This window comes from Arthrobacter sp. NPDC057009, from assembly GCF_042673905.1.
Taxonomy (GTDB): domain Bacteria; phylum Actinomycetota; class Actinomycetes; order Actinomycetales; family Micrococcaceae; genus Arthrobacter.
Genome location: NZ_JBHUSB010000025.1, coordinates 35,580 through 52,553 on the forward strand (window position 1 = coordinate 35,580; position 16,974 = coordinate 52,553).

Below are 16,974 nucleotides of genomic sequence, written 5' to 3' on the forward strand. Positions count from 1 at the left end.
AACTGCCGGACGACCACTGGGGGACGCGACATGGGACAGACCGACGGTAATACTACGGCCAAAACTGCACTCGTGACCGGGGTGGGGCGCCTCGCGGGGATCGGTGCGGGGATCGCCCGGCAGCTGGCCGCCGACGGCTGGAACCTGGTGCTGACCTACTGGCAAGACTACGACGCCCGCATGCCCTGGGGAATTCAGCCGGACGACGTCGGGCGGCTCACCGCTGAACTGCAGGCCGCCGGCTCCAGAGTGCTGGCCCTGCCCTCCGACTTTCGGGACCCGGGCGCCGTGGACCGGCTCATGGCCGAAGCTGCAGCGCACGCCGGAACCTTGCACGGGATGGTGCTCAGCCACGCCGAATCCGTCGACTCGGGCATCCTGGACACCACGCTTGAAAGCTTCGAGCGGCACTTCGCCGTGAACACCCGGGCCAGCTGGCAGCTTGTCCAGGCCTTCGCGCAGCAGGCAGCGGACGACGGCGGCGCGATCGTCGCGCTGACCAGCGACCACACAGCGTTCAACCTCCCGTACGGGGCGTCGAAAGGGGCGCTGGACAGGATCGTGATCGCCGCGGCGCGTGAACTGGGGCCGCTGGGGATCAGCGCCAATGTGCTGAATCCCGGCCCCGTGGACACCGGCTGGATGGATGATCAGCTCCGCGAAGGGCTCACCCGGCGGCAGCCCGGCGGCCGGCTCGGCACGCCCGCCGACGTCGCGGGAACCGTGGCTTTCCTGCTGTCCCCGGCAGGCCGCTGGGTGTCCGGGCAGCTCATCAAGGCCGACGGCGGGTTTTCGGCTTAACGCCTCAGGGGCGGGCTTCGAAGATGAAGAGCTCGGTGCCGGCGGCCTCTTCGCCGTCGTCGGGGGCGGCGAACAGACGCAATACCTCTCCGTCGGATTCCAGGGCGACCGGGTTGCGGGTTATCGAGTGGCCGGCGGTGGAGAACTTCTGGAAGGGGACCTCGTGGGTGATAGTGCCGTCCGACAGGTCGGTCAGGGCGAGGCCGCCGAGTTCGAAAGGCTTCCCGTCGGCGGTCTTGAGGCCGGTCACGCCCGAGCAGAGCTGCTGCCCGGCACCGGCGTACTCGCAGTCCTGGTAGTCAATGAAGTGGCTGGGGTTGCCCTGTGTCCCCAGCAGCCGGCCCTGGCTGTTCCAGGTGAACAGCTTGCGGGAACCCCAGCTCACGCCGCTGATCCGGTTGGTCTTGCGGTCTGCGACGACACCGCCGATGTGGTCCGCCTGGCGGAACTGCTCTATGACCTCATAGGTGTCTGGGTCGATGGTGTAGACGATGGAGCTGCTGTTGGGCCGGTACTCGGCCACGGGGACCCAGACCCTGTCGCCGTCGAAGTCCGTGCCGCCCGGATGGTAGATGGTGCCTTCGCCCAGAACGATGTCCTTCAGGAGCTTGCCCTGCCGGTCGATGACGAAGACGTGGCCGCGGCCCTTGCCGGTTGTGCGGTCGTAACCGTCGACGGGGGAGGGGTAGCGCACGGTCGGTTCGAGGATCTCGACGCTGCTGAGGAAGATCTTGTCGCCGACGAGCGACATGCCCTGCGGGTGGAAGGTCGGGAAGTCCAGCTTGAGGTTTTGGACCTCCTTCCACTGCGTGTTGCGGTCCACCTTGATGAAAGCCTCGGCCTCCGCCGTGAGGCCCTGCGGGGTCTGCCCGTTGGTGGCCACAGCCGAGGTTCCGGCTGTCAGGGCGGCGGCTGCCACTGCGGCAATGGCCAGGGCGCGCTTCGTCTTCATGTTTTCTCCAGGTGCGTGATGGGATGCCCGGTTGCGGGTGCGTTCAAACGTAGGCATCCCGGATGGCACGGCAGATAACGGCAGGTATCGGGAGGGTGAAGCGAGAAGCCGGAAGGTCATTGGGTTTAGTGAAGGGATTCATTCTCCTTGTGCATGAAGTAGTCAACGCCGCTGTACCCGCCGTCAGCGACGATTGATGTTCCTGTGATGAACGATGCGTCGTCGCTCAGGAGGAAAGCGACCGTCCGGGCAATGTCGAGGGGGCTTCCATTGCGACCCAATGGTGTCAGGCTTGCTGCTTCATAGGATTCAGTCAGAATGCCGGAGTCCACCCAGCCTGGACTCACAGCGTTCACCCGGACGCCCCGGGGGCCAAGGACGTTTGCGAGGCTACGAGTGACTGAAACCAGAGCCGCTTTGCTGGCCGAGTAGGCGAAGCTTCGGAAGGATCCGATGTAGGCATCAATGCTGGCAATGTTTACAATGCTCGCGCCACGGGACATGTGAGGGCCGATTGTTCGGGCGAGGATGAGCGGTGCCGTGACATTGACTTCAAAGGTCCTGTCCCAGGCATCGAGAGTCATTTCCCCGAGAGGCTCCTTTTCGAGGATCCCGGCATTGTTGACAAGTCCGCCGAAGGAAAATTCCTCACTGATCCGGCGGGCGAAGTCCAGTGATTCGGCTCTGTCTGCCAGATCCACCTGACGTATCTCCACACCGTGCGTTCGCGCCAGCTCCCTTGCTTGATCGAGGCCGGTGTTATAGGTGGCAACCACCTTCCAGCCGCCTTCCGCTAACCGTTCGGCAATTGCCCTGCCGATTCCGCGGGCGCCTCCGGTAACCAGAACAGTGCGTTCGGCTGTCATCTTGATGCCTCCATTGGGACCTCGAACTGGGTACTTACAGATAGACATGCCGTGAGCAGTGGGCGCGCTGCCGACGAGCCTACGGGTTCACTGTGTCGCCATGCCGGTGGGCGACCCTCCACTCGCCGTCCTCACGCCGGTAAACCTGAGTGGCCCGCAAAACATAGCTGCGCGGCTGACCATCCACGGAGGCCGAAGTGTGTTCCAGTCCGGCTGTGTAGGCCATGTCTCCCACGACGTCGTATGCGAGCAGTTCGAAGCGGTACGAGGTGCAATTGGAGAACTGCTTCGCAAGGCCTGCGAACAGCTCATCCAGTTCCTGCTGCCCGAAGGCGTTGCGCCATGCGCCCAGGACGCTCACGGGTTCGTTGCGGGACCAGATCGCCCGCCGCGGCCCGGCATCGCCGTTGTGGATGGCCAGCTCCGCTTCATACAGCGCCGACCTCACCCAAGCCAGAAAATCGTCCGCGTCAGACATGTGCCCAGTATGCTCCCGGCTGCCCGGCCCCGCGAGGGCCGGGGACAGCGGCAGCCTGCGTGCCTAGAACGGGGTGCCGTGCATCCGGCGGGGGCGGCCGTCCGGGTCCACCACAAGGCGGTTGGCAGCCTCCGCCCAGATACGGTGAAGGGGCCGCACGGGTTCTGTGGTGTGGTGGCGCACATGTCCCTTGGGGCGCGGCGAGCGGCGGCCGCTCCTGTGCCACTGGTCCAGAGCATCGGCGGCGGCGTTCCAGAGTTTGAGCCCAGCCGCCGGGTCCTGGAGCTGAGGGTCATTCTGGTCCAGGCCGAGGTGTTCGGCCCAGAGCTGGAGCCGCAGCCCGCAGGGCAGCGGGCGGGAGGTCCCGGTGTCCGTCTCCGCGCCGGCCGGTTCCCTGCGGGTGGCACTGGTGTCGATCACAGCGCAGGTGAGCTCGCTGTCGGTGGTCCAGGACCGGCGGTTGAAGTTGTCCGATCCGCAGGTCAACCACACGTCATCGATGATGCAGATCTTGGCATGGACATAGATCGGAGTACCGGCCGTGTTTTCCAGGTCAAACACTCCAACTCTCTCGGGCGCAGCCTGGCGCATCCTGTTGATGGCACGCATCTGCCCGAGCCGCTTGGGCGGCCCTCCGAGGATGCCGTCGGAGTCCGGGTAGCGGGGAACGACGGCGATCACGTTCAGCCCGTGGTTATGTTCAAGCGCCGCTGCGATTCCGGCTGCGACCTCTTCGGACCAGAGGTACTGGTCCTCGATGTAGATCAGCGAGCGGGCCTGGCCGAAGGCCTTCGTGTAGGCCCGGGCAACGCTCCGCTCACCGCTGGGTGCGAACGGGAACGGCGGATGCTTCATGCCGTAAGTGCGCAGCAGCTGCACGGCGTGAGGTCCCGCAGGCGGTGGCGGCGGCGCAGTGTCGGGCAGCGGCTCGGGGTGCCGGGGCATGTCGGCCAGGCGCTGCAGCAGCATCCGGTACGGGGTGCGGCGGTCCAGCGGATGGGGGTCATTCCACCGTTCGGCGAACAGTTCCAGCACATCGGCCACTACCGGGCCATGCAGTTCGACGGCGGCGTCATGCCACGGTGGCTGTTTCCCGTACCGGGAATCCATGGCCAGCGCCTGCGGGTCGCCCCGGTGTTCGGCATCGTCCCGACGGCTGTGGCAAAGGTCAATCCCGCCCACGAACGCGACGTCCAGCGCGGGGTCGTCGCGCCGGCGGATGACGACCAGCTTCTGGTGATGGCAGCCGAAGAGGCGCACGCGCTGGTCCAGCAGCACCTCCCCGCCGGCGTCGTTGATCCGGCGGCTGAGGAGCTCGTTGGACCGCCAACTCATCGGGGCCTTCACGCGCTCGCCGTGGGATCGCCAGATCAGGCCGCGCACTTCCACGCCCGCTTTGGCCAGCCGCGCCAGCAACTCGCCAATAGCCGGTCCGTCAGCGGTCAGCCGCTCGTCGGAATCGCCGCGCCAGTCGGTGAACCACACACGGTCTCCCGGCTTCAGGGCCGACAGCTCCTCATGCAGCCGGGCGAAGTAGGTTGCCCCGTCAATCAGTGGCCGCACGAGGTTGCCCTCCGACCAGGACAGCGATCCGGAGCCGCCCGCGTGTACGTCGGTGGCTGCATTCTCCCGCTCATCGCCGCTGAGGAACCATGCAGCAGGACTACTGTCCACCCGATGTTCCCCGGTCCCTCCCAAGGCGAGGAAATCGTCAGCGTCAGCCATGTGCCCAGTATGCTCCCGGCCGTGCGGCCACGGCGAGGGCTAAAGCCGTTCGGAATCAGCGGAACGCCGGGAGCCCCGTGATGTGCTGGCCGAGGATCAGGGTGTGCACCTCGTCAGTCCCTTCGTAGGTGCGCACCGACTCGAGGTTGGCAGCGTGCCGCAGGGGCGGATAGTCCAGCGTGATGCCGTTGCCGCCCAGGATGGTCCGTGCTTCCCGCGCCACCTTGATGGCCTCGCGGACATTGTTCAGCTTGGCCAGTGAGATCTGCTCGGGCCGGAGGTGGCCGGAGTCCTTGAGCCGGCCCAGGTGCAGGGCGAGCATGGTGCCCTTCTGGACCTCGAGCAGCATGTTCACGAGCTTCTCCTGCGTGAACTGGTGGCCGGCCAGCGGCTTGCCGAACTGCTGGCGGTCCAGCGAATACCGCAGCGCCGCCTCATAGGAGTCGCGGGCCGCGCCCATGGCCCCCCAGGCGATGCCGTACCGTGCCTCGTTGAGGCAGCTGAACGGACCGCCCAACCCCAGCGCGCCCGGCAGCAGTGCCTCCGGACCCAGCCGCACGCCGTCGAACGTCACGTCGCACTGGATGGACGCGCGCATGGACAGCTTGCGCCCGATCGGAGCGGCGGTAACGCCCGCCGTGCCGGCGGGTACGAGGAAGCCGCGGACGCCGTCGTCGGTCCTTGCCCAGACCACCAGAACATCGGCAACCGACGCGAGCCCGATCCAGCGTTTGGCGCCATCCAGGACCCAGCCGGCATCCTCGCCGGCTCCGTCCTGCCGCGCGACGGTGGCCATCGACGACGGGTCCGACCCCGCCGTCGGCTCCGTCAGCGCAAAGCAGCCGATCACCTCGCCCGCGGCCATCCGGGGGAGCCACTCCTGTTTTTGGTCCTCCGAGCCCCATTTGTGGATGGCGGTCATGGCCAGGGAACCCTGGACCGAGACGAACGTGCGGATTCCGGAATCGCCGGCCTCGAGCTCCATGGCGGCCAGGCCGTACTCGACGGCGGACCGGCCGGGGCAGCCGTAGCCCTCCAGGTGCATGCCCAGGACGCCCAGCTCGCCGAGCTGCGCGGGCAGGTGCATCGGGAAGACGCCCTGCTCGTACCAGTCGGCGATGTCGGGGCGGATCTGCTGGTCGGTGAAGTCGCGGATCCGCTGCCGGAGGGCCAGCTCATCGGGGGTCAGCAGGGAATCGAGGGCCAGGACATCCGAGGGGTCCGGGAGGCCGTACTCGGCCGAGGCTTCCGCTGCATCAAGGGCGTCGTTGCTCATGCCAGCATCCTACGTGGCATGGTGTTGTACAAATCGTCAGGCTCTTGTGTGATAGCCGGAGGACTCGTGGAGCTCGCCGTGCAGTTATGGACTCAATGCCGTTTGCCGCTGGGTGAGCCGCGTGATCTGTCTTGAAGGAAGCCAGAATGCATGGACCCCCGGTCCGAGCGCCCGCCCATAGGCAGCGCAGCTTTTTGGATCGAGCGGCACGAGCCTCAGCTGCTTCGACCGTTCTTGCAAGGATTTCAGGACGGTACGGCAGTTATCAGTTCTCCTGCAAACTAGAAGGTCCTCGTTCTCGCCGTAACGCGTTTCTGGCTTGTTCGGGCCGTCTTCAGTTGGCCCGCTGCATTGTGGTGGATGGCTGGCCTTTGCCCCGCGTCGCGGAAATGTTCAATATCCCGTACCGATCACAGCACGCTGGTCATATCGCTATCGGGAGCTGGGGAAGACGTGTTGGAGGACTGCAGGACCGCCCCTGACCTGGCCGCACCGGACCGGGTATGCAGCGAAAGTCGGGTGCTGGGTTTGCGGGTGAACAGGCGGTGGGGTCCTGCCCGGATCGGGTACCATCTGCATTTGAACATCTCCGCGGTCCACCGGATCTTGACCGTTGCCAGTGCCCGCTGCCGTTCATCGAATCGGACGCAGGGATAGGAGTCAATGGCCGGGATCGTTCCCGGCGATACGAACATGCTGGAGCGTGAGATGTTGCATGTGGACGTAGAAGACCGTGAACGGATTCCCGACGGGCGGTTCGGGCATCCGAACGGCGGTCCTGGCGGAAGGCCAGGTGGCACGTGCTGGCCCAGCCGATATGGGACGGTGCGGCGCTGAACAGGAAGATTGTGCATCGGCTCTGGCGCCATGAAGCTCACCAATAAGCCAAGGGCGAGGGAGAAGGGACGTAGCAGCCCAACCGGCGCCCAGCGGAAACGGCTCGAGTCAAGTATCCGATGCAGATTGTCGGCTTCGACTCGAGTCTGACGCGACCTCCTGGGGCCGGCAAGTCCGCTTCTCTAGCATTGATGAATACGCCACGCCGCCCAGGCACTCATTCGCCGCTCCCATGAGAGGGACGGCCCCTGCCTCCACGGGGCTTACATGTGATTCTCATTGAGTTCTTGCCAGAACAGCCACCCACAGGCACACTTCTGTACAACCACAGGACGAGGAGAGTACACATGGATCCGGTCAGTTTGGTTGTTGCCGCGGTGATCGCGGGCGCCTCGGCAGGAATGACCGACGCCGTCAAGGACGAAGTCAAGGAAGCTTACAGCGCCTTCCGTAGGAAACTCCTGAATCGGTTCAGTGCCGACCCCACCGCGGAGGTGCTTGTCGAGGCGGTGGAAGATGCACCCGAGTCGGAAAAGAAGAAGGCCGCACTCACCCAACTACTCAGCAAGGAAATCGTCAGCGAAGAGGACGAACTAGTCAACTTCGCCAAACGAGTGGCCAAGGCCGAAGGCGTCGACGTCGAGCAACAAATGCAGCTGGCCAACTGGACAACAGTCCGGCGGTCGGGCCAATCCGTGAAGGGCGTTACCGCCCAGCGAGTGCGACAAGTCATGCGCGCCGGCGAACACGCCCTGATCGAAGATAGCGGCCAGACGATCACCTTCGGGCACTCCGAAGACGAATGACACGCCATGCCGGGTCAACGAACGATGCCTTTTGTCGGGCGTGAGGACCTGCTCGCACGACTGCTGACCGGTTTGGAACAGGGCCAGAGGCTCCGCACAACCGATGTGGCTGGTGCGACGGGGATGGGGAAGTCCACCCTGCTTCAGGAGGCGCAGCGGCGTAGTGCCGCCAGGTCCACCGGCATGGTTGTCGCGAGCGTTGATTTGGCTCGCTACAACCCTGAAGCCCGGGGCCGCGGCGGTGTAGACCAGACCTATGGTCAGGCGCTCAAGCACTACAACGAGGTTCGGGCACTGGCTAGTGATCTCCTGCACGATCTTGATCCGGAGCGAGCGATCGTGCTCGAAGAGACAGATCAGGAGTTCACTAGGAATCGCCAGAAAATGAAAGTTGGAAAGGTTAATGTCTACTCGGAGATGACCGCTGGAGCCGGGGCCTTGATCTCGGCTTCTCCGCAGACGATCAAGGTCAACTTCGACCAGAATGCAGCCCAGGATGCAGTTTTGGTGGGGGCAGCTCGGGAGGCGACACTGCAGCTGAGTAACATTCTCGCTGCGTCGCTCAACGATATCTCCAGTTCGCAGCCCATGTTACTGCTCTTCGACAATGTAGACATCGTCGCCGGACAGGAGTTGGGGTTTTGGATTTCGCACCTTATCTCCAACCTTAAAGGCGCGGTCGTGGTCCTCGCCCACGAGCCAAACTCCGTGTTAGACGCCCCTCGGGGCACGGGCGACGCGTTGCAGATATCGCCGTTCTCCTTGGATGAAGTATCCGAGTTTCTGACGCAGACGCTAGGGCAGGAGCGTATATCGGACGACTTGGTGGCCCTGCTCTACAAATGGAGCGGCGGCGTTCCGATTGCACTGCAGGTCTTGGTCGACCTCATGAACGACCCGACCATTAAGCTGTGTAGGGAAGACCTGGAGAAGCGGCTGCTACGACTACCGGGGAATGCAGAAGGGCGTTTGGCCGGAGTCGTCACCGAAATGGTCGAGCGACTGGAAGGGAGACCTTTGGGCAAGGCGCTACGGGCTGCCAGCATTCCCGCCGAGTGTGACATCAAGTTGCTTGCTGCCCTGCTCGCCGACGATGGTGTGACCCCAGAGTCAGCTATACCGCTTATGAAGGACCTCGAGGCGTTCAGCTTTACAGACGAGTATAAGTCGCCGATCGACAAAATCGACTACGTAAAGGTCCACGCGTTCATCCGCCAAGGAATTGCGGATGGCATGCTCAAGTACGCCCCACACGAACGGAACCATCTGCATTCAGTGGCGGCAGAATACTTCTACGGGCAGTTCACCGGCTCGAACAGTTACTTCGAGATGTTCGGTTTCGAGAAACCCGATCAGCAGTCGTGGCTACGCAAATGGCTCTACCACGTGGCGCACTCCGAGGATCGGCGGACTGCAATGCTGCAGGCTGCAAGGGTGTTCTTCGACGCTTTCTGGTGGTGGGGCAACTATGTCAACTTCGACTTCTGCGAGATTCTGATCACGGACTTCGAGGGCTTGGCCTCTGAGACACAGGATGACAATCTCGTTGCATTCGCCGACGCCGTCCGGCGATTCAGGGACAACTACCCTTATCGCGCCAAGCTCAGACAGGACTTTGACCGGACGTACCCAGCTGCGCCGTGGAACGAGGTCGAGGACGCGCTTTTTGAGATCCGGGAACTCTGCGGCCTCACCCACCCAAGCACAGACTTGAGCGAACGCGAACGCCACACCGAAGCCCTGCTCCAAGTCTTCCTTGCGCACGCGTCTCGATACGGCTCGCCCGGCGACCCCCTTGAATCAAAGAGGCACTACGACGAGGCGGCTCGACATTTCGCTCTGGTTGACCGTAGTTGGGACGTCCCTTGGGTAGTCTTCGAGCGCGGCGACCTTGCATTGGAAAGTGGCGACACAAAGCTAGCTCTGGATGAGGCAACGTACGCAGCTTCTCTGCTGTACGACGACTTCGACGAGAAGAACCCGGACGAAGAGCTCATCGCCAATATTCACCGCCTACGCGCGGACTGCGCGTGGCTCGACGGTAAGACGGACCTTGCAGCCAAGGAGTATGGTCTGGCGGTCGTGCATTCATTCCTTTTCCACCGAATTGGCGGGCCTCCCGATGACTACACGATGCAGTTCTATTTCGAGGCGCGAGGTCGGGCGATCGAGAAAATGCTGGTGCTGTGGCGCAGCGGCCGCAGCGCGGAGTCAGTGCGGTTTGGTCAGATAATGCAGGAGTCATTTCCCACTATGCCGTCTTTGCCGAAGCGGTCTGAAACTGAGTTAATAGAGGTCTGCAGGAACGGAACCGTTGCTGAGCTAGCCAACATGCTGTTTCCTCGGGGACCGGATATTGGCGAGCTGAATCAGCAGTCCACCCCCTTCATGAAGATGCTGTTGAGGATCGAGGACCGCGTGCAAGCAAGCCTCCGCGGTGACCTACTTAGGCCACGTTCCTCATGACTCCGTCGTCCTGGACTCCTAGGCATCTACCCGGGCGCCGTGAAGAATATCAAATTATCAGTCCTCAGGAAGGACTAGTTCTCGAGCTTGGGGATTTGCCCAAGCCAGTGTTGGAAGAAGTGTATGCGCGACTGATGGTACCGGCCTTTCGCGCCGAGGAGCTCATCGAACTTGACGAAATGCTCGACTGCTACGGTGGAACAGAGCCTGAGCCGTCGGCCGTATTGGTTGTCCAGGATGAGCCGCAAGCAGTCGTGCTCGGGGAGTGGTACCGGGAACACAGCGTCCTGCTCATGACCTACCTGGTAGTGACAGCCGCCCTGCGTGGGACGGGCCTGGGGTCCCTGCTCCTTGAGTCAGCGATGACGCGATGGGTCTCCGGCTCACCCGGTGCACTGGTCCTTGCAGAAGTCGATGACCCCCGCAGCTGGCCAGGCGACATGGCCACCGGCATAGCCCTTGACCGACTACGTTTTTACGGGCGCCACGGTGCAACCATAATACCGCTCCAGTACTTCCAGCCCGCCCTGCGATTCGACTCGGACCGGGTGCCGGGGATGTTCCTCCTGCGCCTCGATCGAACCGAGCACGTGCGTCCCGGGATTCTCGAGGAGTTCCTCCGGGAGTACTTCACCGTTTGTGAAGGCGCGGCCTCACTCACTGACAGCGCTGTCGCAAGCCTCTTACGAAGCGCTGCTGGGGTCGACATGAATCGAGGACTCTGGCCTGTGAATCGATGGGAGGAAATGCCATACCGCAAGTAGTAACGATTCCACAGTTATGTGGCCGGGCATCGGCGGGGTGGGCTACGTGGCCAAGTTCAAATGTGCAATATTGATAGCGCTCAATTTAGCCCGGGGAGATGCCAAGTGCTGGTAATTATTTCCTCATTTTCGGCTCCGCGTAAGAGTTTGAGAAGCTTATTCCGAAACGTGAAACATGAGGTATTCTCAGCTTCAGGGAGGTTGCCTTCGGGAAAGAACAGTCCAATTCGAAGGTCTGATATCGAGCCGTGGCACAGGTGCTGTTAGCGGTGACCGTCAACTGCTTGTCGTCCAAAACTGACTGAAAGCGTATGCCCGCGTCAACCCGCTGGCTAACAAGCAAAGACGCTGATCGGCGGGTTGTTCTTCGAGATATTGTCGATGTACGTTCGAAGCAAGCATGACTAGGAGAAAGTTGTGGAGCTAGTTCTTTTCCGTATACACACCCGTGAGGACATAGACCAGGAAGAGTATGAAGCAACGTTTGCACGCATGCTCGAACTAGTTGCGGAGATACCCGGATTTATTTCTATTGAGGGATTCAGCGGTGCGGATGGTTCCGAATTGGCGGTTGCCCAGTTCGAATCCGCCGCTGCCATCGAAGAATGGCGAGACCATCCGGAGCATGTGCGTACCCAACAACGGGGCCGAGATGAATTTTTCGAAAGTTATGAAATCAGGATTTCGACTATGTGGAAAACGTACGGTTGGTCAAGAAGGGGAGAACAGAGCTGAGTAGGGAGAGTGGGGGCTAATGCTAGAACAAGCGTATATAGACTTGTCGCATGCATACCGCCACTCTTCTTGCCGTTTGCCGGGTCCACCAGCTCCTGCCGGATGAGGGAAGCGTGGGCGTTACCGCCATCGACAAGCGCCCCGTGGACGGGCCGGTGAAGGTGCACAAGCTCGGGTTGCACGGTGACGTCCAGGCCAGCCGCATCCACCACGGGGGAGTGGACCAGGCCCTGTACGCCTACTCCCAGGCCGACGCCGACTACTGGGTCGGAGAGCTGGAGCGCGAGCTGCCGCCGGGGATCTTCGGCGAGAATCTCCGGGTGGCAGGGATCGAAACCACCGGTGCCGTCATCGGTGAACGCTGGCGGATCGGGCTGGACGTTGAAGTCGAGGTCACCTCGCCGCGTGTTCCGTGCGCCACCTTCCAGCGGCGCATGGACGAGACCCAGTGGGTCAAGCGCTTCACGGAGGCCGGCCGGGTGGGCACCTATCTGCGCGTCATCAAGACCGGTTCGGTGCAGGCCGGGGACCACATCCACCGCCTGTTCGTGCCGAAGCACGGCGTGACCATTGGCCAGTGGTTCAGCGAGCCCGACATGGATGCCATCGAGGCCCTGCGGGACGCCGAGGCCGACGGCGAAATCCGCCTGCAGCCCGAATACCACGACCGCTTCGAGAAGATGCTCCGCCGGGTGGGCCGCTAGTCCCGCCGTCCTGCCGCATTGCTGCACCGCTTTCGGCAGCCCCCACCCGACGTGCCCCTGAATCGGTGCGGCCGCGGGAACCGGCCGAAGGATCCGGCAGAGGTGGAAACCGGTGCAGAAATGCCGTGTGTGCCCAAGCTCACCGCCCCTGCCGGACCCCCGGTTCGTCCGCATGCGGCGCCATGCCCTACACTTGAAGCATCCCCCACTCCGGAAATCCCTTATTCCTGCCCAATTTTTGAGGCAGGACTGGCAAGTGTTGGGGCCCGCAAATGTGATGCGGGCAGTTTCATAGGGAGAGCCGGCTGAAGAAAACGCTGTACAGACTGCTGGGATAGCAGCCAAGAGATGCAGTGCGAAGTCCTGCCATGGGATTGCGAAAGCGCCGGACTTCGACGTGACCGGCCGGTCAATGGATGCCCGGCGCCCACGGCACATGTACTGCGGCTCCGCTCATTCCGGGTTGTGCCGCCTGGCCCCCTATGGATGAGGAAAGTTTCCTATGCCCGAAAATCACGACGAAGCCACCACCGAAGCCGCGGAAGTAACCGAAGCTCCCGAAACCGCAGCTGCCGCTGAAACCCGCCCTGCTGCTGAGACGGAAGAAGAAGGCGTCCGCTTCACCGACCTTGGCCTCGACGGCCGGGTCCTGGCCGCCCTGCAGGACGTCGGCTACGAAAAGCCCTCTCCCATCCAGGCAGCGACCATTCCGCTGCTGCTGGAAGGCCGCGACGTTGTTGGCCTGGCCCAGACCGGTACCGGTAAGACTGCAGCATTCGCAGTACCGGCACTGTCCAAGCTGGCTGAACTCCACGACCTGAACGGCCCGTCCCGCAAGACGCAGGCCCTGGTTCTCGCCCCGACCCGCGAGCTGGCGCTCCAGGTGGCCGAGGCGTTTACTTCCTACGCCAAGCACATCGACGACTTCACGGTCCTGCCCGTCTACGGCGGCTCCGCCTACGGTCCCCAGCTGGCCGGCCTGCGCCGCGGCGCCCAGGTTGTTGTCGGTACCCCCGGCCGCGTCATCGACCACATCGCCAAGGGCTCGCTCGACCTCTCCGAGCTGCAGTACCTGGTCCTGGACGAGGCCGATGAGATGCTGCGCATGGGCTTCGCCGAGGACGTTGAGCAGATCTTCCAGCAGACGCCGGAGGACCGCCAGGTGGCGCTGTTCTCGGCCACCATGCCGAGCCAGATCCGCCGCATGTCCAAGCAGTACCTCAACGACCCCGCCGAGATTTCGGTGAAGTCCAAGACGTCCACGGGCACGAACATCCGCCAGCGCTACCTGCAGGTCATGGGCCCGCACAAGCTTGACGCCATGACCCGCATCCTCGAGGTTGAAGAGTTCGACGGCGTCATCGCCTTCGTCCGCACCAAGATGGCCACCGAGGACCTCGCCGACAAGCTGAAGTCCCGCGGTTTCCAGGCCGCGGCCATCAACGGCGACATCCCGCAGCAGCAGCGCGAGCGGACCGTTGATGCCCTGCGGGAAGGCCGGATCGATATTCTGGTGGCCACCGACGTTGCCGCCCGCGGCCTCGACGTCGAGCGCATCAGCCACGTGGTCAACTACGACATCCCGCACGACACCGAGTCCTACGTCCACCGCATCGGCCGCACCGGCCGTGCGGGCCGCAGCGGTGACGCGATCCTGTTCATGACCCCGCGCGAGAAGTACCTGCTGCGGGCCATCGAAAAGGCCACCCGCCAGTCCGTGGAGCAGATGCACCTGCCGACGGCGGAAACGGTCAACTCGCTCCGCCTGGGCAAGTTCGCCGAGCGCATCACGGAGACGCTGGAGTCAGAGGACGTTGCGGTGTTCCGCGACCTCATCGCCTCCTACGAGGAAGAGCACAAGGTGCCGGCAGCAGAAATCGCTGCGGCACTGGCAGTCATGGCCCAGGGCGGCCAGCCGCTGCTGGTCAAGGAACTGCCCGCTGCTCCGGACTTCCAGAAGCGCGAACGCGGCAAGGACGGCTTCGGCTCCCGCGGCCCGTCACGCCCGCTGACCGAAGGAAACGCCACCTACCGAATCGCCGTCGGACGCCGCCAGCGCGTTATGCCGGGTTCCATCGTCGGCGCCATCGCCAACGAGGGCGGCATCTCCTCGTCCCAGATCGGTGGCATTGACATCCGCTCGGACCACTCGCTGGTGGAGCTGCCGGCCGACCTGAGCCAGGAGCAGCTGCGCGCCCTGTCCCGCACCCGGATCGGCGGCGAGCTGATCCACCTCGAGCTGGACAACGGACGCCGCCCATCTGGTGACCGTGGCGGCTATCAGGGTGACCGTGGCGACCGCGGCGGCTACCAGGGCGGCCGTGGCGGCAACTTCAAGGGCAGCGGCGGCTTCAAGAAGGAGTTCCGCAAGAACGACGGCGAGCGTTCCTCCGCTGACCGCGGCGGACGCGCGTACAGCGACCGCGCCGAGCGCAGCATCTCGGGCGACCGCGGCCAGTCGAGCGACTCCCGCTTCGGAGGACACGGTAACGGCGCACGCAAGCCGCGTCACGGCAGCGAAGGCGGCCACCGCGACTTCAACCGCAAGGGCAAGTGGTAACCGCATCACTGCGATGAATGTCGCTGCGGTGGCTTCCGCATCCGCATAGAAACAGGCCGGCTGACCAGCCGGCCTGTTTCTGTTGTACGCCCAGCATGGGCATTTGCTTGGAGGTGAAAGTCCTCTGGAGGAGAAGGTGGTTTAACTTCTAGCCAAGGGCAACTGCGTCATCGTGAGGTGGGGTGGGAAGGAAGCCGGAGGCAAATCCCTGCACCGAGGGACACGAACCGCATAGAAGGCATGTTGGTCGGGGTAAGCCAGCAACAGATGGTGAAGCCCGTTCCACCGAAACGGCCAGTGTGTAAATGCGGCGGCGGCAGGGGGAAAGTGAATGTTCTTATCTGGGGAGATCTGTCCCGGTGCGTCGGCGCCCCGAAGGGTGCCGGAGCGGATCAACCTTAAGGGTTGTTCTGACGGGGCAGAAGTCAGCCGAGGCCATAGTACCGGCGGGATCGCGAGGTTGCCGGGAAGGGCTGAACGCTGGGAATTGATGGTTTGAAGCGGTGCTTCTCGTGTGTTCCACAGGAATCGCAGCCAACCCACGGGAGTGGTGGGACAGAGAGTGAAGGAGCGAACGGTGAATCCGGGATGGCCCCTGTCTGTGCGTAGTGAGGACCCGGCGGGTATCGGGGAGAACGTCAGGGATGGTCAGGGTCTGTGGGAGGCAGTTTTCTCCCGGCAGAATCTGATGATCGCGTTGAAACGTGTTGAGCGTAACCGGGGTGCTGCCGGTGCTGACGGGCTGCGCACGGAGGAACTTCGTGCGTGGTGCTTAGGACACTGGCCTGAAACCCGGGAAGCGTTGGACGCGGGTACTTATGCTCCGCTGCCGGTTCGTCAGGTGATGATTCCCAAACCTGATGGCGGGGAACGGAGGCTGGGGGTACCGTCCGTGCTGGATCGGTTGATCCAGCAGGCAGTCGCGCAGGTCCTGTCCCCGGTCTTTGATCCGGGGTTCGTGCCGGTCTCGTATGGGTTCCGGCCGGGCAAAAGCGCCCATGATGCGGTGAGGGTCGCCCGAACGGTGATCTCACAGGGGTATCGGTGGGTGGTCGAGGTTGATCTGGATGCGTTCTTTGACCGGGTGAACCACGATGTGCTGATGGCCAGGGTTGCGCGGAAAGTGAAAGACAAGCGACTCTTGAAGCTGATCCGGCGCTTTCTTGAAGCCGGAGTCATGGCTGATGGGGTGCGGCAACCGACGGTGGAGGGAACCCCGCAGGGGTCGCCTTTGTCGCCGTTGCTGTCCAACATCATGCTGGACGATTTTGATCAGGAGTTCTGGGGTCGGGGGCACCGTTTCGTGCGGTATGCCGATGACATCAGGGTCTTTGTGAAGTCCAGGAGGGCCGCGGAACGGGTACTGGACCAGGGCACGAAAGTCCTGGAACGGGACCTGAAATTGAGTGTCAACCGGGAGAAATCCGTAATCAACCCAGCAAGTGTAGCTACGTTGCTGGGGTTCGGGTTCTACTTCACCAGAGCCGGGGTGAGGATCCGGATAGCTCCGAAGGCGTTCAAACGCATGAAGGACCGCATCAGGGAACTGACCTCGCGCAAATGGAGTGTCTCCATGGAATACCGCATCCAACAACTCAACCGCTATGTTCGGGGATGGATGGGTTACTTCCGGCTGTCACAGACGCCGAGGAAGTTCTCCGATCTTGATGAGTGGTTCAGGCGGAGGATGCGCCAAATCCGGTGGAAGGAATGGAAGAAACCGCGGACCCGCATCGCGAATCTGCGCAAGCTCGGGATCAGGCCGGATCTGGCCTATCAATGGGGCAACAGCAGCAGAGCCTACTGGCGGATCGCGAAATCGCCCGTCCTCCACAGGGCACTCCCAACCGAGTACTGGGCAGGGCAAGGCCTCATTCTCTTTCGCGCTGCATGGGATCGATTTCAAACGACCTAGCTGGCTATAGGTCCTGTCAAGTACATGTTCGGGGCATGGCAGTGCACGCTTCCTGGAAGCGTGGGGCGGACCTTTGTGTGTGGCGGCGG

At 63.1% G+C, this 16,974-nt stretch carries 13 protein-coding genes; 8 read left to right on the forward strand and 5 right to left on the reverse strand.

What is annotated here, in order from left to right; translation table 11 throughout:
* Positions 1-30 precede the first annotated feature (30 nt).
* Positions 31-801 carry an SDR family oxidoreductase gene (locus ACFTR6_RS19645; protein WP_377959162.1) on the forward strand — a complete coding sequence of 257 codons (771 nt, stop codon included), beginning with the start codon at positions 31-33 and terminating at the stop codon, positions 799-801.
* A gap of 4 nt (positions 802-805) precedes the next feature.
* On the opposite strand, the gene ACFTR6_RS19650 is transcribed toward ACFTR6_RS19645, so the two are convergent.
* The 5 genes from ACFTR6_RS19650 to ACFTR6_RS19670 all read right to left on the reverse strand — a co-directional run bounded on the left by ACFTR6_RS19650 (position 806) and on the right by ACFTR6_RS19670 (position 6,098).
* Positions 806-1,753: a DUF6454 family protein gene (locus ACFTR6_RS19650; RefSeq protein WP_377959163.1), complete on the reverse strand. Its 948-nt coding sequence runs from the start codon at positions 1,751-1,753 to the stop codon at positions 806-808.
* A 125-nt stretch (positions 1,754-1,878) separates the two neighbouring features.
* Complete coding sequence (locus ACFTR6_RS19655) at positions 1,879-2,619, reverse strand: SDR family NAD(P)-dependent oxidoreductase (protein ID WP_377959164.1); 741 nt, start codon at positions 2,617-2,619, stop codon at positions 1,879-1,881.
* A gap of 79 nt (positions 2,620-2,698) precedes the next feature.
* Positions 2,699-3,097: a nuclear transport factor 2 family protein gene (locus tag ACFTR6_RS19660; RefSeq protein WP_377959165.1), complete on the reverse strand. Its 399-nt coding sequence runs from the start codon at positions 3,095-3,097 to the stop codon at positions 2,699-2,701.
* A 63-nt stretch (positions 3,098-3,160) separates the two neighbouring features.
* The gene (locus tag ACFTR6_RS19665; protein WP_377959166.1) at positions 3,161-4,822 is read right to left on the reverse strand and encodes a phospholipase D family protein; all 1,662 of its coding nucleotides are present in this window, start codon (positions 4,820-4,822) and stop codon (positions 3,161-3,163) included.
* Between the two features lie 55 nt (positions 4,823-4,877).
* Complete coding sequence (locus ACFTR6_RS19670; protein ID WP_377959167.1) at positions 4,878-6,098, reverse strand: acyl-CoA dehydrogenase family protein; 1,221 nt, start codon at positions 6,096-6,098, stop codon at positions 4,878-4,880.
* Between the two features lie 1,184 nt (positions 6,099-7,282).
* Between ACFTR6_RS19670 and ACFTR6_RS19675 the strand changes: the two genes are divergently transcribed.
* The 7 genes from ACFTR6_RS19675 (at position 7,283) to ltrA (ending at position 16,885) form a co-directional block, all read left to right on the forward strand.
* On the forward strand, positions 7,283-7,741 hold the full coding sequence (locus tag ACFTR6_RS19675) for a hypothetical protein (RefSeq protein ID WP_377959168.1): 459 nt from the start codon (positions 7,283-7,285) through the stop codon (positions 7,739-7,741).
* A gap of 24 nt (positions 7,742-7,765) precedes the next feature.
* On the forward strand, positions 7,766-10,207 hold the full coding sequence (locus tag ACFTR6_RS19680; RefSeq protein WP_377959169.1) for an AAA family ATPase: 2,442 nt from the start codon (positions 7,766-7,768) through the stop codon (positions 10,205-10,207).
* A 134-nt stretch (positions 10,208-10,341) separates the two neighbouring features.
* Complete coding sequence (locus ACFTR6_RS19685; protein ID WP_377959170.1) at positions 10,342-10,971, forward strand: hypothetical protein; 630 nt, start codon at positions 10,342-10,344, stop codon at positions 10,969-10,971.
* A 417-nt stretch (positions 10,972-11,388) separates the two neighbouring features.
* Positions 11,389-11,706, forward strand: coding sequence for an antibiotic biosynthesis monooxygenase family protein (locus tag ACFTR6_RS19690; RefSeq protein ID WP_377959171.1), 318 nt, complete (start codon positions 11,389-11,391; stop codon positions 11,704-11,706).
* 50 nt (positions 11,707-11,756) lie between these two features.
* Positions 11,757-12,410, forward strand: coding sequence for an MOSC domain-containing protein (locus ACFTR6_RS19695; protein ID WP_377959172.1), 654 nt, complete (start codon positions 11,757-11,759; stop codon positions 12,408-12,410).
* 502 nt (positions 12,411-12,912) lie between these two features.
* Positions 12,913-14,970 carry a DEAD/DEAH box helicase gene (locus tag ACFTR6_RS19700; protein ID WP_377959173.1) on the forward strand — a complete coding sequence of 686 codons (2,058 nt, stop codon included), beginning with the start codon at positions 12,913-12,915 and terminating at the stop codon, positions 14,968-14,970.
* A gap of 577 nt (positions 14,971-15,547) precedes the next feature.
* The gene (ltrA, locus tag ACFTR6_RS19705) at positions 15,548-16,885 is read left to right on the forward strand and encodes a group II intron reverse transcriptase/maturase (RefSeq protein ID WP_377959174.1); all 1,338 of its coding nucleotides are present in this window, start codon (positions 15,548-15,550) and stop codon (positions 16,883-16,885) included.
* The last annotated feature ends 89 nt before the right edge of the window (positions 16,886-16,974 follow it).

What these genes read in the sequence shown, in the direction of transcription:
- ACFTR6_RS19655 (WP_377959164.1), bottom strand. Translation starts at nt 2,619, where the DNA reads ATGACAGCCGAACGCACTGTTCTGGTTACCGGAGGCGCCCGCGGAATC.
- ACFTR6_RS19645 (WP_377959162.1), top strand. Translation starts at nt 31, where the DNA reads ATGGGACAGACCGACGGTAATACTACGGCCAAAACTGCACTCGTGACC.
- ACFTR6_RS19685 (WP_377959170.1), top strand. Translation starts at nt 10,342, where the DNA reads ATGGTACCGGCCTTTCGCGCCGAGGAGCTCATCGAACTTGACGAAATG.
- ACFTR6_RS19670 (WP_377959167.1), bottom strand. Translation starts at nt 6,098, where the DNA reads ATGAGCAACGACGCCCTTGATGCAGCGGAAGCCTCGGCCGAGTACGGC.
- ACFTR6_RS19665 (WP_377959166.1), bottom strand. Translation starts at nt 4,822, where the DNA reads ATGGCTGACGCTGACGATTTCCTCGCCTTGGGAGGGACCGGGGAACAT.
- ACFTR6_RS19660 (WP_377959165.1), bottom strand. Translation starts at nt 3,097, where the DNA reads ATGTCTGACGCGGACGATTTTCTGGCTTGGGTGAGGTCGGCGCTGTAT.
- ACFTR6_RS19675 (WP_377959168.1), top strand. Translation starts at nt 7,283, where the DNA reads ATGGATCCGGTCAGTTTGGTTGTTGCCGCGGTGATCGCGGGCGCCTCG.
- ACFTR6_RS19650 (WP_377959163.1), bottom strand. Translation starts at nt 1,753, where the DNA reads ATGAAGACGAAGCGCGCCCTGGCCATTGCCGCAGTGGCAGCCGCCGCC.
- ACFTR6_RS19695 (WP_377959172.1), top strand. Translation starts at nt 11,757, where the DNA reads ATGCATACCGCCACTCTTCTTGCCGTTTGCCGGGTCCACCAGCTCCTG.
- ACFTR6_RS19680 (WP_377959169.1), top strand. Translation starts at nt 7,766, where the DNA reads ATGCCTTTTGTCGGGCGTGAGGACCTGCTCGCACGACTGCTGACCGGT.
- ACFTR6_RS19700 (WP_377959173.1), top strand. Translation starts at nt 12,913, where the DNA reads ATGCCCGAAAATCACGACGAAGCCACCACCGAAGCCGCGGAAGTAACC.